The sequence below is a fragment of the Microbacterium sp. OVT16B genome (genome assembly GCF_019969705.1).
Lineage (GTDB): Bacteria > Actinomycetota > Actinomycetes > Actinomycetales > Microbacteriaceae > Microbacterium > Microbacterium natoriense.
Genome location: NZ_JAHXZA010000001.1, coordinates 3,062,616 through 3,076,912 on the forward strand (window position 1 = coordinate 3,062,616; position 14,297 = coordinate 3,076,912).

The window sequence follows — 14,297 nt, forward strand, 5'->3', positions numbered from 1 at the left end:
ACCCACCGGAGAATCATGCGCCTCACGGACTTCACGCCACCGGACACCGCGGCCGCACGAGGCGCGCTGGCTCTGCTCGACGACTTCCACACGCCGGCGATCGCGAACCATGTGGTGCGCTCGTGGCTCTGGGCCGAGGCCTTCGCGATCATCGAGGGCCGCACCGACGTCGATCACGAGCTGCTCTACACCGCTGCGATCCTCCACGACATCGGCCTGGTGCCCGCCTACGACAACCACGCTCTCGGCTACGAGGAGGCCGGCGGCTTCGTCGGCGAAGCCCTCACCGCGGGGGCCGGGTGGTCGCCCGACCGGCGCCGGCGAGTGAACGAGGTCATCGTGCGCCACAACTGGCCCGAAGTCGACCCCGACGAGGATGTCGAGGGCTACCTGCTGGAGATCGCGACCGGCCTCGACATCTCGGGGCGACGCGACGAGGAGATACCCCTCGACTTCCGCCGCGAGGTGCTCAACGCCTACCCGCGGCTCACGCTCGCCGAGGAGTTCGGCACGTGCGTGCTCGACCAATCGGCGCGGAAGCCCCGCAGCGCCGCGCGGCGCCTCGTCGACGGCGGCCTCATCCGCAAGCTGGCGGAGAATCCGCTCGAGAGCGTCAGCCGACTCTGACGACGCGAGCGAAGGCCCCCAGTGTCTCCCTCCGGTGCGATGCGGCGATGACCGTGCCGGGGAACGCTCCGAGCACGTCGGAGATGATGCGCTCGGACTCCGCGTCCAGGCTCGCCGTGATCTCATCGACGATGAGGATGCGGGGCTCCCGGCACAGCGCCCGCGCGAGCGCCAGTCGCGCCCGCTGACCCCCGGAGAGGCGCACTCCGTGCTCTCCGAGCTCGTCGTCGAGGGCGATCCAGTCGTCGGCGCCGACCCTCGTGAGGGCGTCCCGCAGCTCGTCGTCGCTGCGGACGCCGTCGCCGCGCAGCAGGTTCTCGCGCACGGTGCCGTGGAAGAGCCTGGCGTCCTGCTCCACGACGGCGACGACGCGTCGGAGGTCGGCGTCGCGGACACGGCCCAGCGGATACGCCGCCCCTGAGTCGTCGGTGAGCGCGACCGCGCCGGCATCCGGATCCCACAGACGAGCCGCGAGGGCGATGACCGTGCTCTTGCCCGCGCCCGACGGGCCCGCCAGCCCGACGTGCTCGCCCGGTGCGACGTCGAGAGACCAGTCGTGCACCACCTCGGACCGATCGTCGTAGGAGAACGAGACCCTGCCGAACCGCACACCCAGCGGTCCGTCCGGCAGGGGGATCGGATCGTCGACCGGCGCGACGACCGGCGGACGACGGAGTCCGGCGCCCACCCGGTCTGCGCTCGCGATCAGCGGATGCAGCTCCGACACGGTGCGCGCGGCATCCGCGACCCCGGCGACCCCCGCGACGGCCAGTGCGACGAGCGCGGGGAGCAGTGCCGCGTGGGCCTCCTCCGTGCCGCGCTGCACGAGAGCCACCGCGATCACACCGATCACGACGACGGCCAGGATCAGCTCGCGCGTCCCGTCGACGAGGTGCGAGATGGCCTCCCGGCGACGGCTGATGCGCGCCGACCGCCGCGTTCCCGCGACCGCCTCCCGCACGACGCGGTCCTGCAGACCGTAGGCGAGTATCTCGCGCAGCGCGCCGAGCGCGTCCACCAGCCGCTCGGACTGCGTCTCCCGTTCCCGCTGCTCCTGGGCCCCGACGCGACGTGCGGGACCCGCTCCCGCCCAGGCCGTGAGCGCGACGGCGAGGGCTCCGCCGAGCATCACGAGCCCCACCGCAGGCATCAGCGCGACGGCGCACACCAGCGCCCCGACGAACAGGGTGAGCGCCGCGCCGATCTGCGCGACCGTGTGCGCGTAGAAGAACTCCAGCTTCTCGATGTCGGTCAGCGCCACGGATGCCGCGCGCCCTGAGTGCTCCCTGCGGCGGCCGGGCACACTGCGCGAGTAGGCGTCGAACAGCGCCATCCGGAGTCGAGCGAGGACCCGATACGCGAGAGCGTGCGAGACATCCATCTCCCGCCAGGTGAGGACCGTGCGCACGAGCACGAGAGCGCCGAGAGCGATCCACCACGCCGCAGGCGGCCAGGATCCGTGCACCACCGCCCCGCCGACGCCCAGGGCGGTGAGCACGCCGATCGCCGCGAGGGCGCACAGGCTCGCCGTGGCGATCGCGTAGCTGCCGACGATCCTCCGCCATTCCGGCCGCAGGGGCGGGAGCAGGCGGGCGAGCACGGCGACGGCGGAGGTCATGACGCCTCCCTCACGAGCATCCCGTCGCGCAGGACGCGCACGTCGGCGACCCGCGCGAGGGCCTCGGGGCGGTGGCTGATCATGAGCACGATCCTCTCTGCGGCGACACGTTCCAGCGTCTCCGCGACGGTCAGGGCGCTGCGGTCGTCGAGGGCGCTGGTCGGCTCGTCGACGAGGAGCACGGGGCGGCGCGCGAGCAGCGCCCTCGCAAGGGCGAGCCGCTGTCTCTGCCCGCCGGAGAGGCTCGTCCCCGCCTCCGCCACCATCGCGTCGAACCCCTCGGGGATCGCTCTGATCTCGTCGAGCACGCCGGCGGCTGCGCAGGCCCGTTCGAGCGCATCCTGCCCCGCACCGAACAGATCGACGTTCTCCCTGATGGTCCCCGCGAACAGGACGGGTCGCTGCGAGACCACTGCGACGTCGGAGGCGCGGAGCGGACGTCCGTCGAGCTCCACCGTGCCCGATGACGCCGGGAGGAACCCGAGGACCACGTCGAACAGCGTGGACTTGCCCGCGCCGGAGGGCCCGGCGATCGCGTGCACCTCCCCCCGCTCGGCACGGAGGTCGACGCCCCGGAGGACGTCGGCGGCGGCGCCGGGATAGCGATACGAGAGCCCCGTGATGCGCAGCACCTCCCCCGCGCCCGTCGCGGCGTCGGCCGCGACGGGCGACGGCTCGACGTCGGGGCGTCGGAACGCCCCCAGCGCGACCAGCCCCGGCACGGCCGTGAGCCCGAGAAACCCCGCATGCCAGTGCCGCGAGAGCTCGCGCACCGGGCGGAACGCCTCCGAGGAGAGCAGGAGCAGCGCGTAGACCTCGACGGCAGGGGGCTGCCCCATCATCACGGAGACGACGGCGAGACCGGCCGCGACGACCACCCCGGCCTGCACGGCGAGATCGGTGATGGCCGTCTCCGCGAGAGACGACCGCATGACCCGCTCGGTGGCGAGGCGGAGGGCTTCGGATCTCGCATACAGTCGGGAGCGCGTCGCGGGCACGTCGCCCAGCGCACGCAGCGTCGACATGCCGCGGAGCGATTCGAGCAGGTCGCCGCTGAGCGCTTCGTAGCTGTCCCAGTGCGCGAATCCGCGCCGCGCGAGCATCCTCTTCCAGAGCAGCGGACCGAGCACGGCGAGCAGGATGCCGAGCGACACGCACAGCGCGGCCAGGGGCGACAGCATCCCGACCAGTGCGACGGCGATCACGCTGCCGACGGCGAGCTGCACCACGGCGGGGATGTACTTCGACACGTAGGCGTCGGTCCCGTCGATCCCGTCGCCGATGGCGAGCTGGGCGGACCCGTCCCGGAGCGCCGCGTCGTGCAGCCGCGACGGCACGAGCACCGCCCTGACGGCAGCATCCCGCAGGTCCTCCCTGACCCGCGCGCCGAGTCGCGCGGCGACGTCGCCCTGAGCGAGCGTGAGCAGCACCCGGGTCGCGCCGATCGCGACGATCGCGCCGATGCCGGCCAGAGCCCCTGCCACGTCCGCACGCACGAACGCCGCGAGCGCACAGGCGAGGGAGAGCGCCTGCAGGAGGTGCGTGGCGAACACCAGGAGCAGGAGCACGACGCTTCCGCCGAGCAGCCACGGATGCCGTCGCGCTTCGCGCCACAGCGGGGGGACGATCATCATCGTGGACCTCCAGGGGTGTCGAGGAGGGCGACGGCGTGGAGGATCCAGCGGTCGCCGGTCGAGGGGAAGCCGGAGACGGGACGGGCGCCCGCGTCTCCGGAGAGCGAGACCTCGTAGCAGAGGCGTGCGGCGGAGAGGTGAGATTCCCAGAGCGCGGCGGCGACGGCACCCGGAGCGGCATCCACCGGCACCGACCAGGAGGAGATCGCCGATGCGCCGCGCACCCACGACTGCCCGGAGGCGCGCGCGATGCGCTCCGCGTCGGGCCGAGGCGCCGGTCCGATGCGTGCGGAGAACTCCTCGATCGATGGTGAACGGCGCCCGGCGAGCGCCGCCCGGCGGGCGGGGAGCGACGCCGGGTCATCCGCGATCTCGACGGCGGCGAGAGGGATCTCCGGCGCCAGTCCGAGCGCGAGCCACGCCTCCGCGTCGGCTGCCCGCGGAACCCCCAGCATCCCGCGCAGGCGGGCGGACGGGCCGAGCTCGACCTGTCCGGTCTGCGTGCCCAGCAGGAACTGCACGGCAGCGAGTGCGTAGGCGGCATCCGCGATCCACAGGGGCCAGGCCCGGTGACGATAGCGCCCGAACGATCGGCCCGGCTGCACGGTGAACACCAGCCTCGTTCCCGCGGTGCCCCGCTCCGACGCGGGCCACCCGGAGGCACCCTCCGCCTCGGCATCCCGCCGGAGGATGACTCCGCGCTCGTGGTCGAACACGCGCCTCGCACCCGTCTCGTCGATCACGTGCGTCTGCACCGGATAGCAGGCCCCTGCCGAGGGAACAGGGCGGCGGGGTATGCGGGTCGGCGTGCCGTCCGCTGCCCGATGGAGGGGCCCGGGGCGCCACAGGTCGTCGAGGAGATCCCGCACACCCTGCGACGGACCGTCGACGATGGCGCCCGCGGCGGCCCAGTCGTTCACCCTCGGTCCGGGCGGAAGCGGACCCGCCGGCGCGCGCGACGACATCGCCTCGGTGAGCGGACCGAGGATGCCGCGGCGCGCCTGTCTCATGACACTCACCGCGGCCCTCACATGTGCGGGGCCGGGAGGAGCGTGAAGTCCTCCGGTCCCCCGGTCCAGGTCGTGCGCCAGCCGCGCTCCTCCGCGGCGGCCCTGAACCGCGGCATCCCGAGATAGGAGAACGCGGCGGGCGCGTTGGGCACGAACCCCGTGACGATCGAGCGCACCACCCGCAGGTGCGTGCGCCGTACGTCGGAGGTGGTGAGGTCGCGCGTGAGCACCCGATGCCCCCGCTCGCGCAGTCGCCGATAGACCTCGTCCATCGTCACCGCAGACATCGCGCTCAGCGGGCGCACTCCCTGCACGGGCGCCTGGAACCGGCGCGCCTCGCCGTGCACGGCGGGATCGAGCCACACCTGCACGTGCGCGCCGAGATCGATCACGTTCTCGTACTGCGGGCCCGCCGCGGTCGTGTAGTCCGCGTCGGGGCGGTGGTCGAGCGTGAGGCCCTTCGCCATCAGCCCCTCGGCGACAGCACGGAACACCCACCCGTCGGCCGCAGTGCAGCCCTGCGTGTAGATCCACGTGTGCACGGCCTCCAGCACCGCCTTGCGTGCGGCGCGCTCCGGCTCGAGGGCTGCGGAGAACCCGGCCGCGTACAGGCCGCGCTCCTCGTCGTGCACGAGCGCACCGATCGCGGGGGCGAACTCCGACGGCATCGCAACGAGCCACACGCGCAGGCTGCTGCCCCGCAGGTCGTCGAGCAGACCGGGGACGGTGGCGGGGTCGATGCCGAACGCGGGGCCGTCGAGGTGCCACCAGACCTCCAGCGCATCGCGCTCCACGACCTCGAGCACTCCCCTGTCGCGCGCATCGTCGACCCCGTCGCCGGTGGCGATACCGGCGTAGTTCAGGTGGTGCGTCCGGGGCAGCGCGCGGAACCGGGACTGCCGCCAGTTCAGGTGCACGAGGGCGTCCGGCACCCAGACGGATCCGCCGCCGAGCTCGTCGCACCTCGCCCACAGCGTCGGGGTGTCGGGGAGCAGCCGCTGATACGGGAAGCCCGGCCGATCGAGCTGCCAGTCGGCGAACCGGGGCAGCGCGGACTCGTCGAGGACCGCCTCCCCCTGTGCTCGCAGCTCCTGCGCCGTGGTGACGCGCAGCTCGCCGGGTGGAAGGACATCCGGCAGCCAGTTGCCGCAGTACCGCTCGACGCCCTCGCCAATGGCGGCGATGCGCGCCTGAGCGCGGTCTCCGAAGGACGTGCCGAGTGAGACGCGGTCGGCCGGCCACTCGCCGAGGATGCGCGCGTCGGCGACGGATGCCGTGAGCGCGAGGTATCGGTCCGGTGCACCGGACGGATGCGGGACCTCCCGCACGGAGCGGATGATCCCGGTCTCCGGGTCGACCAGGACCTCGGCCGTCAGGGTGGGTCGCCCGGGGGTGCGGTGCAGGGTGTCGCTGGTCATGCTGTCCTCTCGTGTCGCCAACGACCGGCGTCGGCGTCGAAGGCGGATCGGGTGCGGCGGGCCCGGTGCCCGTCAGGGGCGGCGGGAGCGGGAGACGCCGAGGGCAGGCCGTTCTCGGCCAACCAGTCGTCGAGCACGCCGCCGATCCCCCCGGCGCTGCGCAGCCGGGATCGCACGTCGTCGTCGACGATGTCGTCGGCCAGCCGATGCCCCCAGGGGCCGTCGACCACGCGGATGCGGGCACTCCACGCATCGGCGAGTCGACCGGCGTCGGCGAAGAAGAAGTCGTGGTCGCCGCGGATGAGGAGCAGGGACGCCCGGATCGCACCGTAGGCGCGAGCCAGGTCGACCGGAGGGGCGGACCAGAGGCGCCGCCATCCCGACAGGACGTCGTGCGTCCATCCCCATTCCTCGGCGGCGCGATGCACGCCCACCTCTCTCGCCCTGTTCACGCGCGCGGCGAGCTCCTCGTCGGCGAGCGGCGGCAGAGACCGGGATCCGCGCCCGTGCTGGTGCCACCAGCCGATGCGGTGGAGGAGCTGCGGCTCTCCGTGTTCATCCCACGCGGTCTCGGCGAGGCCGAGCGCGGGGACGAGGAGCACCAGCGCGTCGACATCGACGACCCTGGCCGCTTCGAGCGCGGTGTGCGCGGCGTATGAACCGCCGGACAGCACGACGGGGAGCCCCGGCTCGTCGCTTCTGATCGCCTCGACGACGGCTCGGCCGTCGCTGCGTTCGGCGAGATAGGGGTGCCAGTCCCCCTCGGAGGAGTGGCGGCCACGGACGTCGTGGATGACGCAGCGGTAGCCCCGTCGCGTCCAGGCCTTCGCGGTGGCGCCGTGCCGCCAGGCACCGTACGGCGTGCGGATGAGCACCGTCCCCCTCGGCTCCTCCGGCTCCCAGACCCATCCGCGCAGGAGCACGCCGTCGGGGGCGACCACGTCGTGCCTGCGGGCGTCGCGCGGCGGCGTCATCGGATCACGCGCTCAGGGGCCGCGGGATACGCGAGCACCGTGTGCTCGGTGACGGCGCCGAGCGCGGGCACCAGCTTCCACAGGGTCGTGCGCAGCCGGTCGAGCGAGGGGTCGTCCTGCGCCCACGCGGCCGCGATCTGCAGCAGTCGCCCCAGCACGAGCACCCGCGTGGCGTCATCGACGGGTGCACTCGCCGGCGGCGCCGCCCGGTGCCAGGCCTCAGTCGCGGTCGGCGCGCTGCTCGCCGCCACGCGTCTCGTGGCGACCTGCACGGAGGTGGGGTCGTCGCCGTCGAGGGCGAGAGGTTCGATGAGGACGCATTCGCCGTCGCGGTGCGCGCGAAGCCAGGCCACGCCGCGCCGCGGCAGCAGGTCGTGATGCGGCCACCGCCGGCGACCCCGCGCGTCGTCGGCGTACGCGATCACGAGGGCCGCGTCCTGCGGGGGCTCCTCATCGGCGTCAAGACGGGTGACCGCCGCTCCCCACGCGGCGAGGGCGCCACCCAGTTCATCCAGGATCGGGTCGGAGCCGAGGAGGCAGACGGCACGACGCGCGGTCGGCCAGCGGCGGCTGGCGTCTTCAGCTTCCCGCGTCCGCACCTCCTCGGTCAGTCGATGGAGGTAGTCCGCACCGTCTCCGTCCGGCCCGCTCTCGATGGCGGCGACCAGTCCGTCGGGCGGCGCATCGAGAAGCGTGAGGCGCCCGGTGCGCAGCCTGACCCGGTGTCGGCCGTCGGCGCCCGAGACGAGGTGCGCCCCGGTGCCGGGGAGCGGATGGATGCGGGATTCGGCGGTCATGGATCCTCTCGAGGGTGGGCCCGGCCGGGCGAGGACGCCCGGCCGGGGTTGAGTGCGCTCGGAAGCGCGGCGGAAGGATCCGCGGTCAGTCGAAGGGGTTCTCGACCAGCGCGTTCGAGTGCGTCGCCGACAGGTGCGCCAGCTGCTCGGACTCTTCGATCTCTGCGAGGATCTGCTTTTCCATTTCGTGCTCCTTCTGTGAGGTGGTCCGCTCCGCGATCGGCGGAGAGGGGTTCACGGTGTGTGAACACTGACGACCCTAAATGATAATGATTCTCAATATCTACTAGGCTGACCCCCATGTCCTCTTCGCTCCCCCTCCTCGCCGCTGATCACCGGGCCGGAATCGTCTACGAGATCCAGAACGGCTCTCGGCGTGTCGTCGTCGCCGACGCCTGGCTCGCCGAACATTCGGGTTTCCTCCGTCTCCCCGCCGGCGCATCGGGACGGTGGGCCTTCGCGGACGATCGCGGAGGCGCCCTCGTCGTCGGAGGCGCCGGGGAGGTCCGCCGCATCCCGATCGCCATCCCCGCCGAGCACCTCGCCTGCGACGCATCGGGTCGGCACGTCGTGGTCACATCGGGCCTGGGGATGAACGAGGCAGCCTGGAGCGACCTCGTGTCGGTCGTCGACCTCGCGGCCGGATCCTCTGCGCGATTCCGCGTCCGCACCGGAGAGCCGGGCGTCGTCATCGCGCCGGACCAGGCATCGGGCGACGCGATGATCGTGCTCCGCCACCGCGAGCCCGGCGCCGTCGAGGCGCTGCCGCTGGCCTCGGCGCTCGACGTGGGGCCGCACGCGCCGGTGCTCCGTGGTGCGCTCCTCGACGACCTCGCACCCGACGGTCACGGCGATGTCGTCGACCCCGCGTCCGGCGTCGTCGGCGTCGCGACCGGCCGCGGCCTCGAACGCTTCATCGTCGACCGCGGGGCGCCCCGGGCCATCGGCATCATCCGCTGGCCCGTCGAGGGTCGCGCGTTCTACCTGCGCCTCGCCGGCGACACCGGGCGCGTCACGGGCATCGTGCGCGGTGGGCCGGCGTCGCCAGGAGCGTGGCCTGAATGGACCAACACCTTCGTCGAGATCGACCTCGCATCCGGGGCTTCCACGGCGGTCGCCCTCCCGCCAGGGCTCGCGTTCCGGTTCGCCCTCGCCGCGGGTGTCGCCGCCGTCGCCGTCATCCACCCCGACGGCGACGCGATGGTCGTGATCGATCGGGAACAGGCGCGCATCTCCCGGATCGTCCCGCTCCCCCCGATGACGCACCCGCCACAGGCCGGACGGATGCCGTGGGACGGCGTCGACGGACAGGCGGCGCAGCGCCGATCGATCGCGATCGATCCGCTGACCGGCGCCATCGCGGTCACCAGCGGCGGCGACGGCGTGATCCACCTGATCGACGAACAAGAGATCACCACGATCGCGGTCCCCACCGCCCTCGACGAAGGCGGTCACCTCCTGTGGGCCGGCGACGACGACCGCGTGAACGATCTGGTCGGCCGATGAGCGCACACCGTGCGGTGCTCGACGCCGCCCTGTCCCGCGCCGAGCACCACGGTCGGCCGGGGCTCCCCATCGGAGGCTTCGTGCTGGGCCGCCGAGACGGCAGCCCTCGACGCGGCATCCATCGGCTCGACGGCACCCCGGTGATCGAGCCAGACGGCCACCTGCAGCGGATCCACCCCTCGCCCGACGGCCGCCTCATCGCCGTCGAGTGGGCTCCCTCCGCCGACGAGAACGCCGTCCTCGGCATCGTGGACGCGTCCTCCGGCACGATGCATCCGCACCCCGGCATCCGTCTCCGCTACGACACCGTGCTGTGGACACCGGACTCGCGCTCCCTCGACGTCGTCGCGAGCCGAGACGACGCTCTCGTCTCCCTCGACGTCGAGACCGGTGCGGTGCAGTCGACTGCCCTCGCCCCCGGGACGCGCGTGCGGTTGTTCCCCGGCGGCACGCGCGGCCTGCTCGCCCGCAGCCTCGCCGGGGGCACGAGGCTCAGCGACCGCGCGACGGAGACGACTCTGGGCCGATGGCCGGCGCTGCGGCGCGCATGGCCGCTCGCCGACGCGGTGCTGGTCCATCACGACGGAGGGCTCGACGCCGTGGGTCTCGACGGAACCGCGCTCTGGCGCTGGAGCGATCCGCTGGTGCAGATCATCGACGCCACGGTGCACGGCGACCGGGTCGTCGTGCTCGCGGTCGCTCAGGGGTGCAGCGTGCTCATCGACCTCCACGACGGCGTCGAGGTCGGTCGCACGGAGGCCGCATCGTCGGCCGCCGACGCCCTCACCGTCACGGAGATCGGCGTCGACGACGGCGTGCTGCGCCTCTCGGTCGAGGGCCCGCTCACCCCGCCACGGATCGTGGAGCGGATGCCGCAGGGCTGCACGAGCCTCCCCGCTGTCGCCGCGTTGCCCGGGACCACCACCCGGTACGACCTCCCCGCCGACGACGGCGAGACCCTGTCGGTCCATGTCACCGTCCCGTCGGGCGCGGAGGGCCCGCTGCCGCTGCTCCTCACCTGCTACGGCGGCTTCGGCATCCCTCATCTCCCGGTCTACGAGCCCACCGTCTCCGCCTGGATCGCGCACGGGGGTGCGTATGCGACGGCGCAGCTCCGGGGCGGTGGCGAGCGCGGAGAGGCCTGGCGCGACGCGGGCCACGGCGCCCGCAAGACGCGAACGGTCGCCGACCTCGCCGACATCGCGCGCGGTCTCATCCGCAGCGGTGTCACCCGCCCCGATCTTCTCGTCCTCGTCGGAGCCTCGCTGGGCGGTGTCGTCGCGGCCGCGTGTGCGCTGCGGCATCCCGACCTGTGCGCAGGATTCGCGACCACGGCTGCTCCGCTCGATCTGCTCGCCCTCGACGAGCATCCGCTCGGGTCGCGCTGGCGAGCGGAGTTCGGCGACGACGGCGCCGCGGAAGCCCGCGAGCGGCTCCGTGCGCTCTCGCCCCTCGCCCGAGCCGAGGCGCTGCAGATCGGCGCGACGGTTCCGGCGTACCTGGGGATCGTGCTCGGACAGGACACGAGAGTCCTCGCCCGCGACACGCATCGGATGACCGCGGCGCTGCGACGCGCGGGCGGATCCGCCCGGACCTGGACGGCGGCGGATGCCGGGCACGGGGCGAACGAGCAGACCGTGCTGCACGAGATGGGCCTCGCCGTGCTCGAGTTCGCCGCCGACGTCACGACAGGAGACGCACGATGACCGCATCCGCCGACACCACGATGGAGAGCTCCGGTCGGAGCAGCCCGTCCTCCCGCCCTGAGCCGAGACGGCGTCGTCGCGGTCGGACGCTCCCCGTCGGTGCGACGGTGACCACGGCCGCCGTGCTCTCCCTGCTCGTCCTCGTGTTCTCCGCGGCCGTCGGCCCCGTCTCCGTCTCCCCCGTCGACGCCGCGAAGATCGTGATCGGCCATCTCCTCCCCGGCATGCCGTGGATGACCGACGGCACGCTCACGCCGCTGCAGGATCAGGCGGTGTGGCAGTTCCGGCTGCCGCGCTCGCTCCTCGCCGGGCTCTCGGGCGCTGGGCTCGCCCTCGCCGGGGCGATGATGCAGGCGGTGGTGCGCAACCCGCTCGCCGAGCCGTACATCCTCGGCGTCTCCTCCGGGGCGAGCGTCGGCGCCGTGCTGGTGATCGTCTCCGGCGGCGCCACCTTCCTCGGCCTCACGATGAGCGGAGCGGCCTTCGTGGGCGCGGTCGTCGCGTGCGTGCTCGTCGCCGCCCTCGCCCGCATCCGCGGAGAGCTGTCGCCGACGAGGATGATCCTCGCGGGCGTCGCGCTCGGCTCGCTGCTGAGCGCCGTGACGAGCTACCTCACGCTGACCACCGACGCCCAGAACGTCGTCAGCGTCATGTTCTTCCTCCTCGGCAGCGTCTCCGCCGCCGACATGTCGTCGCTGGCGATCCCCGCCGCCGCCCTCGGCGTCGCCGTCATCGCCGCGCTCGGACTGTCGCGGTCGATGAACGCGCTTCTCGCGGGCGACGAGTCGGCCCTGGCCGTCGGCGTGCGGACCACACGGGTGCGCGGGCTGCTGCTGATCTTCGCGTCGCTCCTGACCGGCGCGATCGTCGCGGTGAGCGGGGGCATCGGCTTCGTCGGTCTCGTCGTGCCGCACATGGCCCGCCTCCTGGTCGGCTCCGACCATCGTCGGATGCTCCCGGTCACGATCCTCGGCGGCGCGCTGTTCCTCATGGTGGCCGATCTGCTCGCCCGCACGGTGGCGGCGCCGACGGAGATCCCTCTCGGCATCCTCACCGCGTTCGTCGGGGCGCCCTTCTTCCTCTGGCTGATGCGGAGCGGCGGCGAGCGGGCGGGGTTCGACCGATGACCGTCCTCTTCGACGACGTCAGCGTGGTGCGCGGCGGCCGCACGGTGCTCCACGGGATCGACCTCGAGGTCGGCACCGGACGCATCGTGGGGCTCCTCGGTCCGAACGGCAGCGGCAAGTCGACCCTTCTGCGCACCCTGTTCAGCGGGCGGCGTCCGCACCGCGGGCGGGTCGAGATCGACGGCGCAGACGTCTCGCTCATGGCCCCTCGCGCGCTCGCCCGCACCGTGTCGGTCATGCTGCAGGATTCGCCCTCCGAGTTCGATCTGACCGTGCGGGAGACCGTCCTCGTCGGACGCTCGCCGCACCGGCCGCCGTTCAGCCGCGACACTCCTGACGACCTGCGCATCGTCGACGACGCCCTCCGCACGGCCGACGTGCACGAACTCGGCGACCGCCTCGTGCGCCGACTCTCCGGAGGCCAGCGCCAGCGGGTCATGCTCGCGCGCGCGCTCGCTCAGAGCGGCGAGATCCTCGTGCTGGACGAGCCGACCAACCACCTCGACATCGCGCACCAGCTCGACCTCATGCGCGTCGTCAGCGGGCTCGGCACCACGGTCATCGCGGCGCTCCACGACCTCAACATCGCCGCGGCGTTCTGCGATGACGTCGCGGTGCTCGACGAGGGAAGGATCGTGGCCTTCGGCCCTCCGGATGCCGTGCTCACCCCTGCCCTGGTCGACGAGGTGTTCCACGTCACCGCGCGCATCGCCGTCGAGGTCGACACCGGCGCCAGGGCGATGACCTTCCACCCCCGCGGGCCCAGCGACCGCTGAACCCGCATCCGACCCCTCAGAAGGAGAAGAAGAGAGAATGACACCCCGAACCCGAAGCATCCGCCTGCTCGCCGCCGTCGCGGTGGGAGCAGGATCCCTCGCACTCGCCGCATGCGGCACCGGCGTGACGTCGGGAGCCGCGCCGACCACCTCGACGGATGCCGTCACGATCGAGAACTGCGGCCGCACGGTCGAGATCCCGTCGACGCCCACCGCGGTCGTCGGACTGCACCCGTCGCAGACGGAGCTGCTGCTGCGGCTCGGCCTCGCCGATCGCCTCGTCGGACAGGCCCAGGCCACGGCGCAGGAGCTGCCCGACGACGTCGCCGGCCTGGCGGCCGATGTGCCCGTCATCGGCGGAGACACCCCGCCGAGCCGCGAGGAGCTGCTCGCCGTCCAGCCCGACTTCGTGTACTCGCCGACCACGTACGAGTTCACCGCCGAACAGGGCTTCGCCAGCATCGAGCAGCTGACCCAGGCCGGCGTCGCCGCCTACACGGCCACCGGAGGATGCTTCGACCGCCGCATGGAGGGCACGGTCGACGACCTCTTCACCGACCTGAAGAACCTCGGCACGATCTTCCACGTCGAGGGCGAGGCCGACGACCTCATCGCCTCGTCCCGGGCTGAGCTCGCCGCGGTGGATGCTGCGATCGACGGCCGCGACCGGCCCCGCGTGGCGCAGGTCTTCGTCGAGGGCACGACCCTGACGGCCATCGGAGCCGGCATCGAGTACGACATCCTGCACCGCGCAGGGGCTGACAACGTGTTCACCCCCGACGACCCCGCGTTCTCGGACTTCTTCGCCGCCGAGATCACGCCGGAGTCGCTCGCCGCCGAAGCCCCCGACGCTCTCGTCTTCGCGGTGTCGGACCCCGCGCACGAATCGGCGGTCCGCGCGTACCTCTCGGCGACCTTCCCCGACATGCCAGCGGTGCGCGACGGACGACTCATCGCCGTGCCCGCCACGGACATGTTCCCCGGCACGCTCGGCAACGTCTCCGCGGTCAGGCAGATCGCCGAGGGCCTCTACCCCGACGCGACCTTCGAGACGCCTACGTCGTAGGTGATCCCGTGCGGCGCTCCCCGGCGGGGCGCCGCATG

Annotated in this window: 13 protein-coding genes; 6 read left to right on the plus strand and 7 right to left on the minus strand. The window is 73.0% G+C overall.

Going from position 1 to position 14,297, the window contains the following annotated elements:
- Positions 1-15: 15 nt before the first annotated feature.
- Entirely contained in the window at positions 16-627 is a 612-nt protein-coding gene (locus tag LC438_RS14530; RefSeq protein WP_223586996.1) for an HD domain-containing protein, read from the plus strand.
- Here the strand turns inward: LC438_RS14530 and LC438_RS14535 are convergent.
- The 7 genes from LC438_RS14535 to amiA form a co-directional block, all read right to left on the minus strand.
- On the minus strand, positions 614-2,245 hold the full coding sequence (locus LC438_RS14535) for an ABC transporter ATP-binding protein (protein ID WP_223586997.1): 1,632 nt from the start codon (positions 2,243-2,245) through the stop codon (positions 614-616). The two genes, LC438_RS14530 and LC438_RS14535, sit on opposite strands and share 14 nt — an antisense overlap.
- Positions 2,242-3,879, minus strand: a complete 1,638-nt coding sequence (locus tag LC438_RS14540; RefSeq protein ID WP_223586998.1) for an ATP-binding cassette domain-containing protein — start codon at positions 3,877-3,879, stop codon at positions 2,242-2,244. The genes LC438_RS14535 and LC438_RS14540 overlap by 4 nt, the downstream gene beginning before the upstream one ends.
- Positions 3,876-4,889: a hypothetical protein gene (locus tag LC438_RS14545; RefSeq protein ID WP_223586999.1), complete on the minus strand. Its 1,014-nt coding sequence runs from the start codon at positions 4,887-4,889 to the stop codon at positions 3,876-3,878. Before LC438_RS14545 ends, LC438_RS14540 begins: the two co-directional genes overlap by 4 nt.
- A gap of 17 nt (positions 4,890-4,906) precedes the next feature.
- On the minus strand, positions 4,907-6,307 hold the full coding sequence (locus tag LC438_RS14550) for a YcaO-like family protein (protein ID WP_105672644.1): 1,401 nt from the start codon (positions 6,305-6,307) through the stop codon (positions 4,907-4,909).
- Positions 6,304-7,281 (minus strand): CocE/NonD family hydrolase, encoded by a 978-nt coding sequence (locus tag LC438_RS14555; RefSeq protein ID WP_223587000.1) that lies wholly within the window; start codon positions 7,279-7,281, stop codon positions 6,304-6,306. Before LC438_RS14555 ends, LC438_RS14550 begins: the two co-directional genes overlap by 4 nt.
- A complete protein-coding gene (locus LC438_RS14560) occupies positions 7,278-8,078 on the minus strand; it encodes a hypothetical protein (RefSeq protein ID WP_223587001.1) in 801 nt (266 codons plus the stop codon). The genes LC438_RS14555 and LC438_RS14560 overlap by 4 nt, the downstream gene beginning before the upstream one ends.
- Before the next feature lie 85 nt (positions 8,079-8,163).
- On the minus strand, positions 8,164-8,262 hold the full coding sequence (gene amiA / locus LC438_RS18565; protein WP_254408313.1) for a streptamidine family RiPP: 99 nt from the start codon (positions 8,260-8,262) through the stop codon (positions 8,164-8,166).
- 116 nt (positions 8,263-8,378) lie between these two features.
- Here amiA and LC438_RS14565 point away from each other — a divergent pair, with 116 nt between their 5' ends.
- Genes LC438_RS14565 through LC438_RS14585 form a run of 5 tightly spaced genes read left to right on the plus strand, consistent with a single transcriptional unit; the run spans position 8,379 to position 14,259 of the window.
- Positions 8,379-9,584: a hypothetical protein gene (locus LC438_RS14565; RefSeq protein WP_223587002.1), complete on the plus strand. Its 1,206-nt coding sequence runs from the start codon at positions 8,379-8,381 to the stop codon at positions 9,582-9,584.
- Positions 9,581-11,290 (plus strand): prolyl oligopeptidase family serine peptidase, encoded by a 1,710-nt coding sequence (locus tag LC438_RS14570; protein ID WP_223587003.1) that lies wholly within the window; start codon positions 9,581-9,583, stop codon positions 11,288-11,290. The genes LC438_RS14565 and LC438_RS14570 overlap by 4 nt, the downstream gene beginning before the upstream one ends.
- A complete protein-coding gene (locus tag LC438_RS14575) occupies positions 11,287-12,417 on the plus strand; it encodes an iron ABC transporter permease (protein WP_223587004.1) in 1,131 nt (376 codons plus the stop codon). The genes LC438_RS14570 and LC438_RS14575 overlap by 4 nt, the downstream gene beginning before the upstream one ends.
- Entirely contained in the window at positions 12,414-13,193 is a 780-nt protein-coding gene (locus tag LC438_RS14580; protein WP_223587005.1) for an ABC transporter ATP-binding protein, read from the plus strand. The genes LC438_RS14575 and LC438_RS14580 overlap by 4 nt, the downstream gene beginning before the upstream one ends.
- A 37-nt stretch (positions 13,194-13,230) precedes the next feature.
- A complete protein-coding gene (locus LC438_RS14585) occupies positions 13,231-14,259 on the plus strand; it encodes an ABC transporter substrate-binding protein (protein ID WP_223587006.1) in 1,029 nt (342 codons plus the stop codon).
- The last annotated feature ends 38 nt before the right edge of the window (positions 14,260-14,297 follow it).